Below are 17,808 nucleotides of genomic sequence, written 5' to 3' on the forward strand. Positions count from 1 at the left end.
TTAAAACTGTAATGTTCACCAATGGTGACTGCAATCACATAAACAGAATAACTAAAAATGATGTGTTTACTAAACAAAATTAAAGACCATATGATTGAAATGGTTAACGGGGTTTGACCAAAAAAAGTGCATTTATCGAATTTATAAGCAACTGAATAACAGGGAAGCCGCATGAATCTCAAAGCTGAATTTTTATCTTTCCCAGAAGGTTTCTGGTGGGGTAGCGCCTGGTCTGCTGAGCAGGCAGAGGGCCGTGGCAATACGGGCAAAGGGCGTACTCAGTGGGATATGTCGTGGGATGCGCATCCAAATCGTTTCTATCATGGTGTGAATACCGAGGTTACGACGGATTTTTTCAATCGCTATGTCGATGATATCCAGCTGATGAAGCAAACCGGTCATAACTCGTTCCGTCTGTCGATTTCCTGGGCGCGTATGTTCCCGCAGGGCACTGGTGAAGTCAGCGCTGAAGCGGTGACGTTTTATCGCGCCATGCTCAGTGAGATGGTGGCGCAAGATATCAAGCCATTTGCCAACCTGTACCACTTCGATATGCCAGAAGAAATGATGAAAATAGGCGGATGGGAAAACCGCGCCGTCGTTGATGCCTACGTCAATTTCTGCGCCACCTGCTTCCGTGAATTCGGCGATCTGGTCTGCCATTGGTTTACGTTTAACGAGCCTTTAGGGCCAGTGTTGGGCGGGTACATGGAAGATTTCCATTATCCCAACGTTATCGACTTTAAACGTGGCGTACAGGTGGGTTTCAACACGATTCTTGCCAGTTCCCTTGCCATTAAAGCGTTCAAAGAACAGCAGAGTATTGATAAAAATCGCAGTAGCAAAATTGGCATCATCCTTAACCTCAGCCCGACCTATCCCCGCAGTGAAAATCCGTTGGATGTAGAGGCGGCGGAATACGCAGACCTGTTCTACAACCGCAGTTTCCTCGACCCGTCAGTTAAAGGGACTTTCCCGGCCAAACTGGTTGAGACGCTGCGTCTGCATGACCTCATGCCTTGTCATACTGAGCAGGATTTATGTGATATCCGCGAGAACACCGTCCAGATTTTAGGTCTCAACTACTACGAACCACGGCGGGTGAAAGCGCGTACTCACGCTGTTAATCCTCGCTCCCCGTTTATGCCTGAATGGTATTTCGAAAGTTACGTCATGCCTGGCCGTAAATTCAATCCTCATCGCGGATGGGAAATCTACGAGCAGGGTATTTACGATCTGTGCATCGACATCCGGGACAACTACGGCAACATTGAATCCTTCATCTCTGAAAGCGGAATGGGGGTCTCAAACGAAGAGCGTTTCATGCGCGACGGACAGGTGCAGGACGACTATCGCATCGGTTTTATCCAGAACCATCTGGCTTACCTCCACCAGGCTATTACTGACGGCTGCAACATTAAAGGCTATCACCTGTGGACCTTTATTGACTGCTGGTCATGGATTAACGCCTACAAAAACCGTTACGGGCTGGTCAGTCTTGATCTGGATACGCAGCAGCGCACCATCAAGAAAAGCGGTGAGTTTTATCAGGCATTGAGCCGGGACAATGGCTTTCGTTTCAACGGACTGTACGTGGACTTTTGAGGCCAATACGCAATGAAATTACTCGATCAAGCAGTGAACGTCGCCCAGCGTATCGGCGGCCAGGTTCATTTGCGCTCATTACGCGATGCGTTTGCCACCCTGATGCCGTTCTTTGTATTGGCGGGTCTGATGGTACTCATCAATAACACCCTTATTAAACCTGACGGGATACTTTCCGGGGTTATCAGTAACGACCATCTCGCTCACTGGCAGCAGGTGGGGAATTCTATCGTTAATGGCTCGCTTAACTTTATTTCGGTGCTGATAGCCGGGGCGATTGCCTATCACCTTTGCCAAAATAAGGGGTATGCGGACCCCATCGCGCCGGTTTTGCTCTCTATTGCTACGGTTGTCATTTTCATGCCGGAAAGCATTCAGTTGACCGACGTACTGACGCAAAAAGGCGTGACCGTAACGGGCGGGATTTCATTTGCTTCTACCGGTTCTGCCGGGATGTTCGTCGGGATCCTGACTGGCCTTGTGGTGACATCACTGTTCATCCGCCTGGCGAATGCCAAACGTTTACAGGTGAATATCAGCGGCGGGGCGATTCCCCCGGCCGTGGTGCGATCCTTCAACACGCTCATCCCTATTATGTTGACGATGATCGCGTTTGCATTGTTTTCCTTTGCGGTGCAGAGCCTTAGCGGCATGGACGTCAACACGCTAATCGCAACGTTGATTCAGCAACCCCTGAAATCCGTGACGACCAGCTTGCCAGGATTCCTGCTGATTACTACGGTGGCGAACCTCTTCTTCTCCGTGGGAATACACCAGGGCGTAATCTCGGGCGCATTGCTGGACCCTTTCCTGTTAAACAACATGCAGGAAAACACCCTCGCTTTTGCTCAACACCAGGATATCCCCAACATCATCTGCATGGCATTTAAAGACACGTTTGGGGTGATGGGGGGATCGGGGAATACCATTGCGTTGCTTATCGCCATTTACCTCTTCAGCCGAAAGGCGGATTACCGCGACATTGCCAAGCTCTCTACCGCACCATGCCTGTTCAATATCAGTGAGCCGATTATTTTTGGCCTGCCAATCGTGTTTAACCCGGTGCTGATCATCCCGTTCGTCCTCGCCCCCGTCATCAGCTTAACGACGGCGTATTACGCGACCGCCTGGGGCTGGATTAACCATGTGACGGTGCAGATCCCCTGGACTACACCCCCGATTATCTCTGGATTTCTGGCAACGGGTGGCGACTGGCGCGCATCTGCTCTGCAGGCCGTGTTAATTGCCATCACCGTTTGCTTCTATCTGCCGTTCCTCAAGTTTGCCGAGCGCGTTGCACTGGCGCAGGCTGCATCGTCCCAAGGATAAGAAAATGATTAAAATAATGCTCGTTTGTAACGCCGGAATGTCTACCAGTATGCTGATGAATAAAATGGTTGAGGCGGCAAAGCTGCAAGAAATTGAAGCTGAGATCTGGGCTATTCCTGACGCAAAGCTCAATGAAGAATGGAAAAAAGCTGACGTCATTTTGCTGGGGCCGCAGGTGAGCTATCTTAAATCGCGCGTCGAAACGGTCACTGCGGGAAGCGTTCCAGTGGAAGCGATTCCTATGTTGGATTATGGCCGCATGAACGGGCCAGCCGTGCTGGCCATGGCCGTCAACATGAAAAAATAACGCCTGAAAAGCGGTCATTGATTTTTGGGGAGCTGAGGCTCCCCTGTCTTGTTTTAAATTATTAAATAAACCTCAATTTATTGTCTGAATGCTTTCAATCGGTGCGGGTTTACCAATCAAATAGCCCTGCACATAATCTACGCCCATGCGGAATAACGTATGGCGAATCTCTTCGGTTTCAACAAACTCCGCCACCAGGGTCATATTCTTCATGCGCGCCAGTTCGCAAATAGACTGCACAATCTTGTAATCCATCTCGCTGGAATTGATTTTGTGTATAAAACTGCCATCAATTTTAAGAATGTCGGCACGCATATTTTTCAGGCGAGCATAGCTGGCATAACCGGTGCCAAAATCATCAATGGCAATTTTGCAGCCCAGGCGCTGCATCGCATCCAGCGTTTTTTCTGCCTGCACATTGTTGGTCAGTTCATCTGTTTCCGTGACTTCCAGGACAATCTGCTCAGGAGCAATTCCATGCTGGATTAACAGTCTTTCAATCAGTGCTGCCATGTCTGCGCGACAGATAGAGGCAGGGGTCAGGTTTATGGCAAAGCGTTGGTTTGGCAGCGAGTCACGATTTTCATCCATAAATTTCATCGTGTTGTTTAACACCCACAGATCAATGCTGGAAGACATGCCAAATTCATGTGCCACCGGCAGGAAGGTATCCGGGAAGATAATCTCGTCATTGTTACCCCGCATCCGCAGCAGCACTTCATGGTATCGATCGCCGTTTTTGCTCTCAATGGGTTGAGCCATCAATACGAATCGATCTAATTCGAGCGCGTGCTGAAGTTGATTCATCATATCAACTTTGGTTTTAACCTGGTTTTGCACCTGGCGGCTGCTGTGTTTTCTCATATCGACAGGCAGGTTGGTGGTCAGCGAAATTTCTGCCAGTGCGCGGAGTTCGCCAATCAACATATACAGATGGCCGACAGGGTAATTAATAATGCAGTAGCTACAGCCGATTTGCGGGTACAGTTTTACGCCGTCACGAATGAAACGGAATTTTTTGGCTTTGTTATAAAGCTCGGCAATTCGTTTTTCGGCATTCAATGGCGACATGCGGACGATTAAGTCATGGCCTGAACTGATATAAATTCGCTCATCTTCTTTTAGCACGGGTTTTAAAAACTGAGCCAATTGCTGTTTGTATTGAACCTGCATCAGCAGACCATAATGGCGGCCTAGCAACTCGAGATCCGGAGCATAGAGCTGGCACAAAATTGAGATGGTGTTCTGTTTTAAATCGGCATCGAGTGCAAGCAAATTTGGTAAGTGAACGACCGGATCAATGCTCATTAACCTTTTGGTTTTTACATTCAAAGCCCGCTGGCGAGAAATATTTATCGCCATTAATGTGATGGTTATTGAAAATGCAGAGAAGCAAGAGGTCGCGACCGCAAGGTGCAAATTGTAATCGACACCATCAGGGATATAGCTTTGATAATTTTTGCACAGAACAATGAGTACCACCCACCATATGAGCGAAATAGCGGCATGCCCAAGGCGCAATGTTCCCCATATCATGACGGGAAGCAATAATGTCAGCGTATAGACGGAATTCATCAGAGTTAACGTATGATTTCTTGGGTAAATCATCAGCGTCGTCAACAAAATGAGTGCCGAGAATAAGCAGATAAGTTCCAAAGCCCGCAGGTCTTCAGCAACCTGGTTGCGAATGTTTTTGCAGTATTTGATTAAATATCGAGGGGTTCTGATAGAACGGATGACCAAATAAATCATTGGCAAGCCGATCATATTCCCAACCAGCATCGCGTGATAGTTGATTAATGTACGTATGGTAAAAGGGTTTACGTACATCATTTTGTCATAGACACCAAACATTCCCAGGTAAAGCACGGCCTGGAAATAATTAAGAAATAGGGTGGCGTTGACAAAGATTAACCAGAAAATACGCTGCCAGGTCAGACTGTAGCACCCAAAACTGGCGCGGCCTTTCTTTCCGGTAAAGTAATAATAACCGGCGCAACTTATGGCAATTGACGTGAAATAGTGCAGGACCGACATGATTGCCGGCTCGAAACCCCGGTCAGGATAAATGCGATAAAAAACACAGAGTATGATTCCAGGAATTGCCTTAAAACCATAAATCATGGTCAGGACTGTCATCAATGCCATATTGAGATAATTGAAAGGAATTTCAAAACCATCAATGTAGCCGTAGGTGCTTAGATGCTGAGCGATTGGATAGAGTATGAACGGAAGAATTAGTGGAAGTGCCCACCAATTATCTTTGTATTTGTTGTACAACGAAGAAATTTGCATCATCAATGTCTGCTTTTATACACAAATTCCAGATTCTGGAATGATTAACAAGCATCCATTGCTTAAGAGTGAGTCGTATTTATACTCGGTTATTTTAATATCATACTTTAGGTGGGTAATATCATCTCGGTATCATCATAGATTATCACATTGTTTTTACTCTTGTTTTTTATGTAATACATTGCCGTATCCGCCTTTTTCAACAATGTGGCAATATCACGCCCATGTTCGGGGTAAATAGAAATACCAATGCTGGCAGACAAAAAATCAATGGTGGTTGCAGAGAGGGTGTAAACACCGGAGACCGAGGCGAGTATTTTCTTAGCAAGCTCAATAACAGCCTCTTTCTCACGTTGGCAAACCACGATGATAAATTCATCACCGCCAATTCGGGCAACAAAACCCTCATCACTGACAACGATTCTGAGCGTTTGCGAAATGCTAACCAGCAACTCATCGCCAATGGCGTGCCCCCAGACATCATTCACGCGTTTAAAGCCATCGAGGTCAAGAAACAAAATGTGCAGCGGTTCTACCTGACGCTTAAACAGAGTGTGCAAATGGTTTTGCAGATAAAAGCGATTAGGTAATTGAGTCAGCGCATCGTGTTGTGTCATTTTTTTCAGCTGCAAGTTTTTAGCAATTAACTCGCGCTTGAGAAGCTCATTGCTTAAATGTTCTTTGAAATTAACAAACCAAATAAATATAGAAATGATAAATATCATTACAATAAGTACGATTAACATCATCGCAATGGTTTTTTCTATGTGAACTTCCTGATTGATGGCTGCTAAAGCTCTGAATGAAGGCGCCATATTTAAATCACTGGTGCCTAAAAAATGCATAATGGCGACACCGAGGCAAAGAGTCACCGTTGCACTGAGTCGATAGAAATTGGCATAGCTATCATTTTTACTCGTCATGACCAACATCATGTGAGTTAAGCGCAACATAATTAATGAGGTAATAAAAATAACGGCTAACGATAGGGTGACATACGTGATGCTGGCATGTCTGTGGCCTGCATTGATGATTGCTGCAACGCCCAGATAATGCATTGATGCAATGGTTGAGGAAAATAACAGTGCTGGAAGAAGATAGCGTTTACCACGGAATTTTTTGAATAAAAAACAACCAAATCCCAGCGTGCAACCAATAATGGCGATTAACAGTGAAGCCATTGTTTTATGAATGTTATAATTAATAACATGACTATGATGATGAGCCTGCATCATCATATAGTGCAAAACCCAAACTCCACATCCCATCGCTGGACCACTGCATAAAGGCCAGCAATAATGATTTTTGCGCGCGCCCGCTTTACATAGCCAAAAAGAGACATAAAAAGTGAGGCATGCAATAATTACTGCGAGTAGGACTAATGAAATATCGTAATTAAATAACATCTTTAACTTAAAATTTACTCTTGATAGGCATGTGTTTATTATAATCGAGCTGCGGTTGGATAATAACGATGTGCATATTATCTTCAAGAGATTTCTATTAATTTTAGGAAATAAAAGACAACCCGTTTACGAGTTGTCTTTTTCGCACTCCTTGAACAGGGTTGATGCGTATCAGTGTTGTTCCTGGTCCTGAGCTTCTTTCGATGCGTTATTTTTCTCTAACACCAGGCATATTTCATCGATTGGCAACGGGCGCCAGAACAAAAAACCTTGAGCGAGTTCAATTCCGGCAGACCGTACCAGCGCCATTTCATGTTCTGTTTCAACACCTTCAATCAGAATCTGACGTAGTTCATCCTCCGTTTCGACCCCTTCAATCACCACATGACACTCGGTAATCTGGCACAATTTTGTGACTTGTCTGAGAAACTGCAGCCCGCCTTTTTTGCCCAATCCTATTACCAAAGAACGGTCCAGTTTGATTTTGTCGAGTGGATAGCGAGTCAGGTAGTTGAGCGTTGAGTAACCGGCACCAAAATCATCAAGAGCAATTTTTATCCCGCGTAGTTTCAGTTGAGCGAGAACCTCTGCAACTTGTTCTGGTGCATTCACGGCCTGCGACTCGGTAATCTCAATTTCAAGCTCCCAGCCAGCAGGTAATGGTTCGCTCAAAATGCGTGAAATAACGTTAAACAGGCGTTTATCGACGAGGGTTTGTGGCGACACGTTGACCGATAGCGTCATCCCTGTGTAATGGCTCAAGTGCTGACGAAGATAACTGACGGCCTGTTCCATTACCCAAAAATCGATATCTGGCATGGCATTTAAGCGATCGTAATATCGTAAAAAGAGAGGTGGAGATATTTTACCGTCATTACCTTTATGTCGAATAAGCGCTTCCATACCAATAATCCGCCGGTCTGAAAGCCGAACCTGAGGTTGGAAATAGAGAATAAAGTGCCCGCTAGATTGCAATTGATGCACATGATCCAGTGCTTCCATATACTCTTTTTCGTCCTTGAGTTTGCGATGGTTAGGCATTAACTCGAGATTTGTCGGCGGCAAGAATAAGTGCTGCTGTTGGTTATTTTTCTTGCTGATCGTCCAGCGTTGCAAGAACGGGGCATATATCAACATGCCTACGGCAATAATAATGAAGTTCAGAATAATGGCGGCAATGGAGCCATTGGTTCCTATCCACGTGCTAATAATTGGCGGCACACTCCAGTTCACGGCAACTGAAATTGCCGGAACCAGGTGCCATGCCGTCGCCGTATAAGCAATGATGTATGAAACCGCGGGTACCAGAATGAAGGGGATAATCAGCACTGGGTTCATCACAATGGGCAGGCCAAAAATCAGTGGCTCGTTAATATTAAAGATAGCCAATGGGACTGACGGGCCGATGATATGGCGGTGTGAACTATTTTTGGTAAAGATGATGCACAGTAGCATGCTCAGGGTGCTGCCCGTTCCGCCGATGGTGCACCAGATATTGTAAAACTCCGGGCTTAATATATTGAGGTCGGCGTGTCCAGCATGCCATGCCGCGATGTTTGCCTGAGCTTCAGCCAGAAAATTGGCATCGATATCGTAGAATAAAAAATAACCATGCAAACCAAAAAACCAGGGAATACAGCGCAATACGATATACAGAAGCCCTGTGGAGAAGGTTTGCGGATAGCTATGTTGCAGCGCATTTTCTATGTAGCCTGGCACCAGTGAAAACAAATGATGTGCCAAAAAACTCATCACAAAAGTGCAAAATGAAATGGTGAATATGGAAAAGAAGAACAGGACTGTGTTTTTTATATTTTTAGTCTGCGCCCCTAACTGCTTATCGACCTGTCCTATAAATCTGTCCAGACAGTAATTAACAATAATACCCGAGAAAAGTGCAATAGGAATGGAGATATCGAGGAAAAATAGCCGGTCATCACTGATTGCGCGACTGATAAATAGCAGGCTACATATATTTACAGTCAGGAAGTGGGTGACCGATCTTCGATTACGAATTGCCCAGTGTAATGCCATAAAGGCATTCATCAGGATTGGCATGAAATCCATAAGCGTTTGTTGTAATTGGTCGAGCCAGAGGGCAAAAGCATGCCACCCGACATAGCCCGATATAACAGAGCATACCAGTAGTAACGCGCGAATAATTGCAAAGGGAACAATAGCTAACGAACTGGCGACAATAGATTTAACAATGTTGTTGTTAAAAAGTAATGCCTTGCTGGTGTTCAACTGATAAATAAAATTGTTCTGAAACCACACACGTACCATTGTGAAAACCACCATCAGGTTATGTTTTTTTCGGGTAAATGATTGCTGGAAGACTATTTTCAGGCGCTTTAGAAAGACATCTCATCGAATGATGGGCTAAACACTTTAATGTTTCTTCATAATAAGAAAGATAACTATCTGGAAATCAGGTCAGTGAAAAAAACGGAAGAATTTCAGACTCAAATTTCTGGATGTCAGCGGAGTAAGCGCCATACTTAATGTATAAAATACAAGCATAGATCGGTATTGACGATCAATAACTAATAATTAATAGGTGTAATTGATAGGTATTGGTGATCAATTTATTAAATACAGATCGGTGTAATCTATTGCTCTGTTAATATTCATGGCGTTTTTGGTTATCATTATGTGTGTTTTATTTTATATCATTAGCAGTAGTTATCTGGTCTGAACAGTATATTAAAGAAGTGTTTTTTGGCACAAAGGGTGTTATGTGGCGCGAAGTGGAGTTCGAAGCATTTTTATCGGGAAGATGAAGCTTAAGTAAATTTTCCTTAAGCTTCATCTCAATCAGGCTGTTAAGCGAATATTATTCGTCTTCAGGCAGCAGATATTTTTGGCAGTACAAGTAAGGGATGCCTTCTCTGGTGATCAGGTCCGCGTCCTTGTTCAGCGTAAAAATATCAATATCGGTCACGCCGGAGTTCTTCAGGTAGAAGTCAGGAAGGAATTTTATGAGCAATTCTGAGGGCACGGTTTCCCGATTTGAAATGACAATTTGTCGGGAAACCCACACCGGGCTAAGGCCGTAATCAGTATGTGTAAAAAGGATGGTACGTTGAACAGTGTACTCTTGCGGGGCTGCATCAATAATACCGTTTATATGGGCAATGCCTTTCCCTTCGCCAGCTTTGAAATCGATGATTCCACGAAATGTTGCGTTATCTCTGACTATCTGCAAGTTTGCCCGGCAAACAAGATTGTGCTGATTCTCGTTTATCGGCGGAAGATAAAGGTACAGCGCGAGGCTGGTAACAATAGCCAGGCACGCTAAAAAGATGACGCGCGTCTGGATTCTGAAAGAGGCAATCGTTGCGAATATCTTCATTGGCTATCGTACCGTGGATAATAGACGGACTGGCAGGCATTATCGTGTGACAATTCCATGCGGGTAGCACAAAGGATGATCGAAATATTCTTCGTCTCAGGGTAAGCCGTTATATAAAGGTATTTATCATTGTTGCACATCTCGGGATGCCGCTTGATAAAGTCTTCATGTCGCGTGTGGTCACTGGCATCATCGTTTAAGAAATAATGGCATTGGCCAGCATATTTGTTTGAGACAACATAACCAGAGAAATATTGTTTGCTGATGACCCGTGGATAAATAAGTAGCGCGATTATTAGCATGGTTAACATAATAATCATGCCTTCGGCTGGCGTTAACAAAACACGTTTTGTTTTACCGACTAAAATGGCTGCCGTTTCATCTTGAGTTGCCAAAGAGATGTTCTGAGGAACAACTTCTGCTGTAGGTTCCTTAACTGTTTCAGGAATGAGTACACACTTTTTTTCTATGGTTATTTCTTGCTGAATGACCAGTCCTTTACGTGGAATCGTGGTGATTATTTGTTTATCCACATTCATTTGTAGGAAAGACTTACGCAAAGAAAGGATACTTTGATAAAAAGCATTAAAACTCACTTGCCTGTGACTTTCTCCCCACGCGAAGGCCAACAGTTCATTCTGCGTGACTATCTCGCCGTGATTTCTGAGCAACAACAGCAGGCATAAAGATGCCGTTGGCTTGAGTTTTATCTGTTCATGGCTATCAGCATGCACAAGGCTCTGCTTCTCAGGATTAAATAATATTTTATTTTCAATGAGATAACATAAATTATCTGCTTCGGACATGTTGCCAGTACTCTCGTTAACTCAGGCAGTTTTTTGACACGCCATTATAAGCATAATGAAGCCTGGAAGAACTCAGTGTTTTCGGGACTTTACCCTCTGCTTGCGAATGAAGCCTGCAAAGACAAATTGTATAACAAATCAATCACTCTTCTTAAACACATTAAAATCATAATTATCAGTGTCTTACATATTTTTGCTGATTCTTTTTTAATTGCAAAGAGAAAGATCCCGGTAGAAAGATTAAAAAAATTACGTTTATGTCCATTAATAAATATACTCGCAAACGCTGCAGTATGAGGGGGCGACGTTCGGTCCTTTTCACTGTTCAATGCTGCAAGTTTTCCGGCAATGTTTAATACCTGACTCATTCAGTCAACTTTACTCACTCTGTAATTAGAATGAGAGTAATGGCGGTATTTTTGACTTTCAATATTATAATATTTTTGCGGTATTAGTTTTCCGCTATTGTACTCATTGTGTATCTCTTTTCAAATTGCCATCCTACGATTTAGATAAGCCTGGCGTATAAGTACATGTTTGTCGTTATGTCCTATATTGATAGACGTTGCTGGTAGCACGTATCATCACTTAGGGCTGTCTCCTTTTGCCTTGCATCGGGAGATAATCTCAATCCCATAACACGAGTAAGAGAAGCTGATGTTCACTCCTAATTTTGATGAATCTGTAATGCTCATCGGTGACGAGATAAAAAAATCTGAAAACGCGTATTTCTCATTGAGAAAAAAACGTCAGCGCATCGAAATGAGAAAGGATGGCAATATATTTTACCTTGAAAAAGGTTCCGTCTCTGTTTACCGGGTTGAAAACGATTTAGTCACGGTGAGTTTCACCGCGCCCGCCATACTCGGCCTGGCACAGATGCGTAATGATGTTATGTCTCATTATCTGCGTTGTGATACCGATTGTGAGATGTGGGTAATGAGTTCGGCTAATGCTAATGAAATGCTCACCAGAAAAAGTTTGTGGATGCATGCATTTGATATTTTAACCAATCATCTGCAACGTTATTTCCAGCGTGAAAATATGCGCTCGCACAAGACCATTCGCGAAATCGTGATTGAGCATGTGAAACATATATGGTCTCTTGAGCCTGAGATCCGCGAAAAGACGTCGGTTTATACTTTCATTTTGAGCAGAAACCATATTTCACGTAGTGCTATTCATAAGGTGCTACAGGAATTGGTTAATGAAGGTAAGTTGACGCTCAATCGTGGGAAGCTGTCTTTGTTCAGTTGCTAATCCGACCGACAAAAAAAGCCGCAACGTTATCCGTTGCGGCTTTTTTTTATCTTTCGCGTAAGGCTTCTGCTTTTGCGCGAATAATCGGTTTTAGCAGATAACTCAGAATCGATTTCTTACCCGTCAATATATCTACCGATGCGACCATTCCCGGAATAATAAGCATTGGATGCTCCTTTGTTCCCAGGTAGTTCTTGTCGGTACGCAAACGGGCAATATAGTAACTGTGACCTTCTTTATCCGTCACGGTATCAGGGCTAATCTGCACCAGTTCACCGTCCAGTCCGCCGTAAGTGGTGTAATCATAAGCGGTAAATTTCACCATCGCATGCTGGCCTGGATGCAAGAAAGCAATATCACGTGGTTGGATCTTCACTTCAATCAGCAGCTTATCGTCAAGTGGCACGATTTCGACTAAATCACTGCCAGGTTGAATCACGCCGCCAATGGTGTTGACCATTATTTGCTGAACGATACCGCGAACTGGCGAAACCACCATGGTGCGATTGACGCGGTCTTCGAGGGCTTTGCCCGTCGCTTCGGCTTTACTCAGGTTAGTGCGTGCTTCGTTGAGCTGGGAAAGTGCATCGCTCTGGAAGCGGTTGCGGCTTTCTCCAATCTTATTCTCAATCTCTTTGGTTTCGGACGCAGATTTAGGAATGGAAAGCGAGACAGAATCCAGCAGCCCTTTGGTTTCCACTTCGGTGCGGCGCAGACGCAAAATCTCGACTTTAGAAATCGCACCTGAAGCCAGCAGTGGCTCAGACATTTTGATCTCTTGCTGCAACAAGCTGAGGCTGTTTTTGTATTGCAACTGCTTGGACTGGAAATCGCGCAGTTCTTGTCTCTTCTGCACCAACTGTTCCTGAAGCCCTTCGATTTCATTCTGGAACTGTCGGCGGCGGCTGTTGAAAAGGTCGAGTTCGCCACGAGCGACATCAGGCGCTTTTTTCATTATCTCATCCGAAATAATGAAATCTTTGTCTTCCGCTTCCGCGCTCAGGCGGTCAATTTTAGCCTGCAGGCCAAGTTTGTCCGCTTCCGTTTCACCGACGTTCGATGCAAAACGCGTGTCGTCCAGATGCAGCAGTGGCGTGCCGGCTTCAACAATTTGCCCTTCGTGAACAAACAGTTCAGTGACGATCCCGCCTTCCAGGTTCTGAATTTTTTGCAGGCGGGAGGAGGGGATTGCCTTGCCTTCGCCACGCGTCACTTCATCAAGCTGGGCAAAACCGGCCCAGATGAACGACAACACCACCAACGCCAAAATGGTCCATAGCGTCAGGCGGATAACACGCGGTGAGTCATCGATAAGTGCATGACTCACTTCATTAATATTATCCGTCTGGTTCTCATCGCGGCCTTTAAAATAGTGGCGGGCTTGCTGACGGAAATCTTTAAATAACTCAGCGAGACGCATTGATTTGACCCTTCTTCAGCGCATCCATCACGATAGCTTTCGGGCCATCAGCAATAATGCGTCCTTTATCAACAATAATCAGGCGATCAACCAACGACAGCATCGACGCTTTATGTGTCACCAGTAGCAAGGTTTTATCAGCAACAAACGGCACCAGGCCCTGTTTGATTCTGTCTTCGCTGGTGTTGTCCATAGCGCTGGTTGGTTCATCAAGCAGCAGAACAGGAGGTTCGAGCAGTAGCGCGCGAGCCAGCGCCACGGCCTGGCGTTGCCCGCCAGACAACTGCATTCCACGCTCGCCCACTTGCAGGTTATAACCGTCCGGGTGAATACGTGCGAACTCGTTAACCCCCGCCAGTTCCGCCGCACGCAGCATGGTTTCATCGTCAACATAACGCGCACCAGAAATCAGGTTATCGCGCAGCGTGCCGTTAAATAGCTGAATATCCTGCGGAACGTAACCAATGCTATGGCGTAAATCATTCACATCCAGTTGGCGTGCATCGACGTCGTCGATCAAAATGTTACCGCCGGTTGGCTGGTACAAATTGATAATCAGCTTGCTGATGGAGCTTTTACCGGAGCCGCTACGGCCAATAATCCCGACGCGCTCGCCAGGCTTAATCGTCAGATTAATTTTTTGCAGCGAAGGGTTTTTCTGCTCGGGATAGCTGAAATCAACGTCTTTAAACTCAATGCTGCCACGGAAGTTTTCACGCTTGAGCGGGTGCTCGTGTTCGCGACGTTCCTGCGGCATCGACATCATTTTTTCGGTACTGTTGATGGTCAGACGGGCTTGCTGATAACGCGCAATTAACCCGGTCAATTGCCCCATCGGCATCAGCGCGCGGCTATTGAGCATGTAGCAGGCAATCAGTCCACCCATGCTTAATTTGCCGCCGATAATCATATACACGCCGACAATAATCATGATGACGCCAGACATTTGCTGGAACCATCCGGTCAGGTTGCTGGCAAAACTGGACAGCGTTTTCACGCGCAATTCCAGGCGACTCAGACTACCCAGCGTTTGTTCCCACTGATACTGGCGCTCGCTCTGGGCGTTATTAACTTTGATGGCATCCAGGCCGCTGAGGGTTTCAATCAGCAATGCCTGGCGCTCGCTTGCCAGACTCATGGTTTTGGCCACAGCCGCATTCACCGGCTTTTGTAATGCCCAGCTAATCAGCAATGCGATAGGGAAGGTGAGCAGCGGGATCCACGCCAGAGTTCCGCCGATAATCCCGATAACCAACAACAGCACCAGCGTAAAGGGCAGGTCGATAAGCGTGGTCAGCGTCAGCGAAGACAGGAAGTCGCGCAGCGACTGAAACTCATGAATATTCTGTGCAAAGCTGCCGACGCGAGCCGGGCGCGCTTTCATTTCCATGCCGGTGATACGCTCAAAAAGCGTGGCAGAAATAATCAGGTCACTCTTTTTTCCGGCGATATCGAGACAAATGCCGCGCAGCATTTTTAATATCAAATCAAAAATGAACGCCATGCAAATCCCAACCGCCAGAACCCACAACGTTACCGTGGCGTGGTTTGGAACCACACGGTCATACACGTTCATGGTAAACAGCGGCGTGCCGAGCGCAATCAGGTTAATCAGCAAACTCGCCAGCACCGCATCCATATACAGATAGCGCGACAGCTTAAGCGTATCTTTAAACCAGGATTTGGTACGCGGCAGGAACGATTCTGACTGCAAATCAAACTCATGGCGCGGGTGGGCGAAAATGACCTGGCCTGCGTAGATTGACTCAAGCTCGTTGGCGTCAATGGTGATTTCACCGCCTTCGCTTTCGCTCGGCATAATGCGTGCTTTGCCGTCGGCATTCCAGCCCAGTAATACGGCAGCGCCGCCATCACGAAGCAGAACCACCGCAGGCAGAGACATTGCCGGAATTTTATCGAGCGTGCGTTTGATGACCCGCGCTTTCAAACCGGCGCGAGCTGCCGCGCGCGGTAATATCGCTAGCGTCAGACGATCGTTTTCCAGCGGCAAACCACTACTTAATGTTGAGCGGCTCGCAGATTTACCATGCAAAGAGCACAGCACCAACAGGCAGTCGAGCAAAGGATCATCGTGGCGGCTACGTGGGTCATGATAATGCGACTCCTCAACGGGAGGCGTTTCTGACAGGGTATTCATCTGTTCAACTTGTGAATTCATTTAGGCGTTATGTCGGTGTTTGTAGGGTGGATAAGCGAAGCGTCATCCACCAAATAATGTCGGATGGCGCTGCGCTTATCCGACCTACGGAAATATATTCCTTAAACACTACTGCAATTCTGGCAACGTATTATTACTTGCCGAATCTATTGGCTGGCCTGCGGCTGTGGGGTTGATTTTTAGTGATTTTAATAATTCACCTGTCCGGGCAAAAATACGGTAGCCGCTGGATATTTCCAGGTAACGTAATTCCACTAAACGGCGTTTGGATGAAAAAACTTCATTTTCACTGTCTAATAAATCTAACAGCGTACGTTCACCTAAACTAAATTGGTCCTGATAAGCGGTACGGACTTTTACACTACGGTCGGCATAATCAGCGGCTGCGGGTAATTGGTCGCGGGCACTTTTTAATGCCGACCATGCCAGGCCAATTTCCTGATTCATCTGGCGTAGTGTGTTATTACGAACATCCTGTGCTTGTTTTTGCAAATAGGCACGAGACTGCATTGCGGCTTTATCGCTGCCACCCTGATAGAGGTTGTAATGCATTTTCACCATCGCTTGCCACTCCTCAGAATGCGCACGCGTGGTGTCAGTGTCGTTGCTAACGCTACGGGCAAGCTCGACGTCAACGCGTGGGTAAAACGTTGATTTAGAAGCCTCATATTGCTGACGAGCCGCTTCAATATCGGCATTTGCAGATTTCAGAAGCGGACTGTTGGATTCCATAATCCGTTTCGCATCTTCAAGCGATTTTGGCAACAAAGCATCAATGTTTTCCGGCAGACTGAGGTTTTCTGGCGCTTCACCGGTGACACTCAAGAACGTGGTATTTGCATCTTCGAGGTTGGTTTGCTCGGTCAGTAAATTGTTGCGAGCCTGTGCAAGACGGGCTTCTGCCTGCATTAAATCACCAGAACGGCCAACACCCTGGTCGGTACGCAAACGAATCTGGTCATAGATGCGTTCATGGTTTGCCAAATCGTCTTCTGCCAGACGGACATATTCCTGGCGTTGCAACACGTCGAGATAGGACTGAACCACTTCGAATGCGGTTGTTTCGCTAACATTCAAGACGTTAAAAGCACGAGAGTCCACCGTGGCTTTCTGGCGATCTACTTCGCTTGACGTCGCAAACCCGTCGAAGACATTCTGATTAAGGTTAATCGTGGCATCGTTCGGGGAAAGGTTCATCCCTTTGTTACTGCCGCCTGCGCGCGTAGTAGCATCATTAATATTCTTCTGGCCTGCTTCGGCATCCAGATTTAATGTTGGCAGATAGCCACCGCGAGCTGCGCGTAAGTCTTGTTCAGCAGAATAACGACTATTAACAGAGGCATTAACTTCAGGATGATTTGATAAGGCTTGTTTGACAGTATTTTGTAAACTTTCTGCGTTAACAGATTGTATTGATAAACAACCAATTATAAAAAAGAAAAACTTCTGCATTGTCTGAATGCCTTATTACGCATAGTAATGATATCCCTATATCACGCTTTATATCCATTATCTCTTAACACGAAACATCATATTAATTAACAAGTGCAGAAGTGTTTGCCTGACTACAATAAATGCGGCTTTCATTCGAAATGAAATTTATTGTTTTGTAATGTGATGTTTCACTTTACGTCATTTTTGATTATATTTAACGCTCAGTCAAGCCTCCAGTAATAGAGTTCTAATAACTGTGTTTTTTTCTACATTTTAAATTAGCTCTGAATTAGAGATGTCCATTAATGGATATTTTTCTATATTCCGTGAATGTATTGTGAATGAAAGAATAATGTTATTGGTTAATTAACTTATTGCGGCATTTATAAAAATAAAGATGATATTCAAGAGA

At 45.4% G+C, this 17,808-nt stretch carries 12 protein-coding genes; 4 read left to right on the forward strand and 8 right to left on the reverse strand.

Annotated features, from left to right (window positions below):
* Positions 1 to 171: 171 nt before the first annotated feature.
* The 3 genes from DY231_RS04185 to DY231_RS04195 are packed head-to-tail and all read left to right on the forward strand — an operon-like array spanning position 172 to position 3,241.
* Complete coding sequence (locus DY231_RS04185) at positions 172 to 1,605, forward strand: glycoside hydrolase family 1 protein (protein WP_115627384.1); 1,434 nt, start codon at positions 172 to 174, stop codon at positions 1,603 to 1,605.
* 12 nt (positions 1,606 to 1,617) lie between these two features.
* Complete coding sequence (locus DY231_RS04190; protein ID WP_115627385.1) at positions 1,618 to 2,934, forward strand: PTS sugar transporter subunit IIC; 1,317 nt, start codon at positions 1,618 to 1,620, stop codon at positions 2,932 to 2,934.
* Between the two features lie 4 nt (positions 2,935 to 2,938).
* Positions 2,939 to 3,241: a PTS sugar transporter subunit IIB gene (locus DY231_RS04195; RefSeq protein WP_115627386.1), complete on the forward strand. Its 303-nt coding sequence runs from the start codon at positions 2,939 to 2,941 to the stop codon at positions 3,239 to 3,241.
* A gap of 72 nt (positions 3,242 to 3,313) precedes the next feature.
* On the opposite strand, the gene DY231_RS04200 is transcribed toward DY231_RS04195, so the two are convergent.
* The 5 genes from DY231_RS04200 to DY231_RS04220 form a co-directional block, all read right to left on the reverse strand.
* Positions 3,314 to 5,539: a sensor domain-containing phosphodiesterase gene (locus DY231_RS04200; RefSeq protein WP_115627387.1), complete on the reverse strand. Its 2,226-nt coding sequence runs from the start codon at positions 5,537 to 5,539 to the stop codon at positions 3,314 to 3,316.
* 104 nt (positions 5,540 to 5,643) lie between these two features.
* Positions 5,644 to 6,942, reverse strand: a complete 1,299-nt coding sequence (locus DY231_RS04205) for a sensor domain-containing diguanylate cyclase (protein ID WP_115627388.1) — start codon at positions 6,940 to 6,942, stop codon at positions 5,644 to 5,646.
* A gap of 171 nt (positions 6,943 to 7,113) precedes the next feature.
* On the reverse strand, positions 7,114 to 9,243 hold the full coding sequence (locus DY231_RS04210; RefSeq protein WP_115627389.1) for an EAL domain-containing protein: 2,130 nt from the start codon (positions 9,241 to 9,243) through the stop codon (positions 7,114 to 7,116).
* 535 nt (positions 9,244 to 9,778) lie between these two features.
* Positions 9,779 to 10,297 (reverse strand): hypothetical protein, encoded by a 519-nt coding sequence (locus tag DY231_RS04215; protein ID WP_115627390.1) that lies wholly within the window; start codon positions 10,295 to 10,297, stop codon positions 9,779 to 9,781.
* Positions 10,294 to 11,103 carry a winged helix-turn-helix domain-containing protein gene (locus tag DY231_RS04220; RefSeq protein WP_115627391.1) on the reverse strand — a complete coding sequence of 270 codons (810 nt, stop codon included), beginning with the start codon at positions 11,101 to 11,103 and terminating at the stop codon, positions 10,294 to 10,296. The genes DY231_RS04215 and DY231_RS04220 overlap by 4 nt, the downstream gene beginning before the upstream one ends.
* 657 nt (positions 11,104 to 11,760) lie before the next feature.
* Here DY231_RS04220 and DY231_RS04230 point away from each other — a divergent pair.
* Complete coding sequence (locus tag DY231_RS04230) at positions 11,761 to 12,363, forward strand: helix-turn-helix domain-containing protein (RefSeq protein WP_115627393.1); 603 nt, start codon at positions 11,761 to 11,763, stop codon at positions 12,361 to 12,363.
* Positions 12,364 to 12,409: 46 nt separating this feature from the next.
* Here the strand turns inward: DY231_RS04230 and DY231_RS04235 are convergent, their stop codons facing one another.
* From DY231_RS04235 to DY231_RS04245, 3 genes are all read right to left on the reverse strand, one after another.
* The gene (locus DY231_RS04235; protein WP_115627394.1) at positions 12,410 to 13,783 is read right to left on the reverse strand and encodes an HlyD family type I secretion periplasmic adaptor subunit; all 1,374 of its coding nucleotides are present in this window, start codon (positions 13,781 to 13,783) and stop codon (positions 12,410 to 12,412) included.
* The gene (locus DY231_RS04240; protein ID WP_256682700.1) at positions 13,770 to 15,941 is read right to left on the reverse strand and encodes a type I secretion system permease/ATPase; all 2,172 of its coding nucleotides are present in this window, start codon (positions 15,939 to 15,941) and stop codon (positions 13,770 to 13,772) included. Before DY231_RS04240 ends, DY231_RS04235 begins: the two co-directional genes overlap by 14 nt.
* 129 nt (positions 15,942 to 16,070) lie before the next feature.
* A complete protein-coding gene (locus DY231_RS04245; RefSeq protein ID WP_115627396.1) occupies positions 16,071 to 17,414 on the reverse strand; it encodes a TolC family outer membrane protein in 1,344 nt (447 codons plus the stop codon).
* Positions 17,415 to 17,808 lie beyond the last annotated feature (394 nt).

The organism is Buttiauxella agrestis, assembly GCF_900446255.1.
Lineage (GTDB): Bacteria > Pseudomonadota > Gammaproteobacteria > Enterobacterales > Enterobacteriaceae > Buttiauxella > Buttiauxella agrestis.

Excerpts from the sequence above, each read along its gene's own strand:
- DY231_RS04240 (WP_256682700.1), bottom strand. The coding sequence starts at position 15,941 with ATGAATACCCTGTCAGAAACGCCTCCCGTTGAGGAGTCGCATTATCAT.
- DY231_RS04235 (WP_115627394.1), bottom strand. The coding sequence starts at position 13,783 with ATGCGTCTCGCTGAGTTATTTAAAGATTTCCGTCAGCAAGCCCGCCAC.
- DY231_RS04210 (WP_115627389.1), bottom strand. The coding sequence starts at position 9,243 with ATGGTGGTTTTCACAATGGTACGTGTGTGGTTTCAGAACAATTTTATT.
- DY231_RS04205 (WP_115627388.1), bottom strand. The coding sequence starts at position 6,942 with ATGTTATTTAATTACGATATTTCATTAGTCCTACTCGCAGTAATTATT.
- DY231_RS04195 (WP_115627386.1), top strand. The coding sequence starts at position 2,939 with ATGATTAAAATAATGCTCGTTTGTAACGCCGGAATGTCTACCAGTATG.
- DY231_RS04200 (WP_115627387.1), bottom strand. The coding sequence starts at position 5,539 with ATGATGCAAATTTCTTCGTTGTACAACAAATACAAAGATAATTGGTGG.
- DY231_RS04215 (WP_115627390.1), bottom strand. The coding sequence starts at position 10,297 with ATGAAGATATTCGCAACGATTGCCTCTTTCAGAATCCAGACGCGCGTC.
- DY231_RS04230 (WP_115627393.1), top strand. The coding sequence starts at position 11,761 with ATGTTCACTCCTAATTTTGATGAATCTGTAATGCTCATCGGTGACGAG.
- DY231_RS04190 (WP_115627385.1), top strand. The coding sequence starts at position 1,618 with ATGAAATTACTCGATCAAGCAGTGAACGTCGCCCAGCGTATCGGCGGC.
- DY231_RS04185 (WP_115627384.1), top strand. The coding sequence starts at position 172 with ATGAATCTCAAAGCTGAATTTTTATCTTTCCCAGAAGGTTTCTGGTGG.
- DY231_RS04245 (WP_115627396.1), bottom strand. The coding sequence starts at position 17,414 with ATGCAGAAGTTTTTCTTTTTTATAATTGGTTGTTTATCAATACAATCT.
- DY231_RS04220 (WP_115627391.1), bottom strand. The coding sequence starts at position 11,103 with ATGTCCGAAGCAGATAATTTATGTTATCTCATTGAAAATAAAATATTA.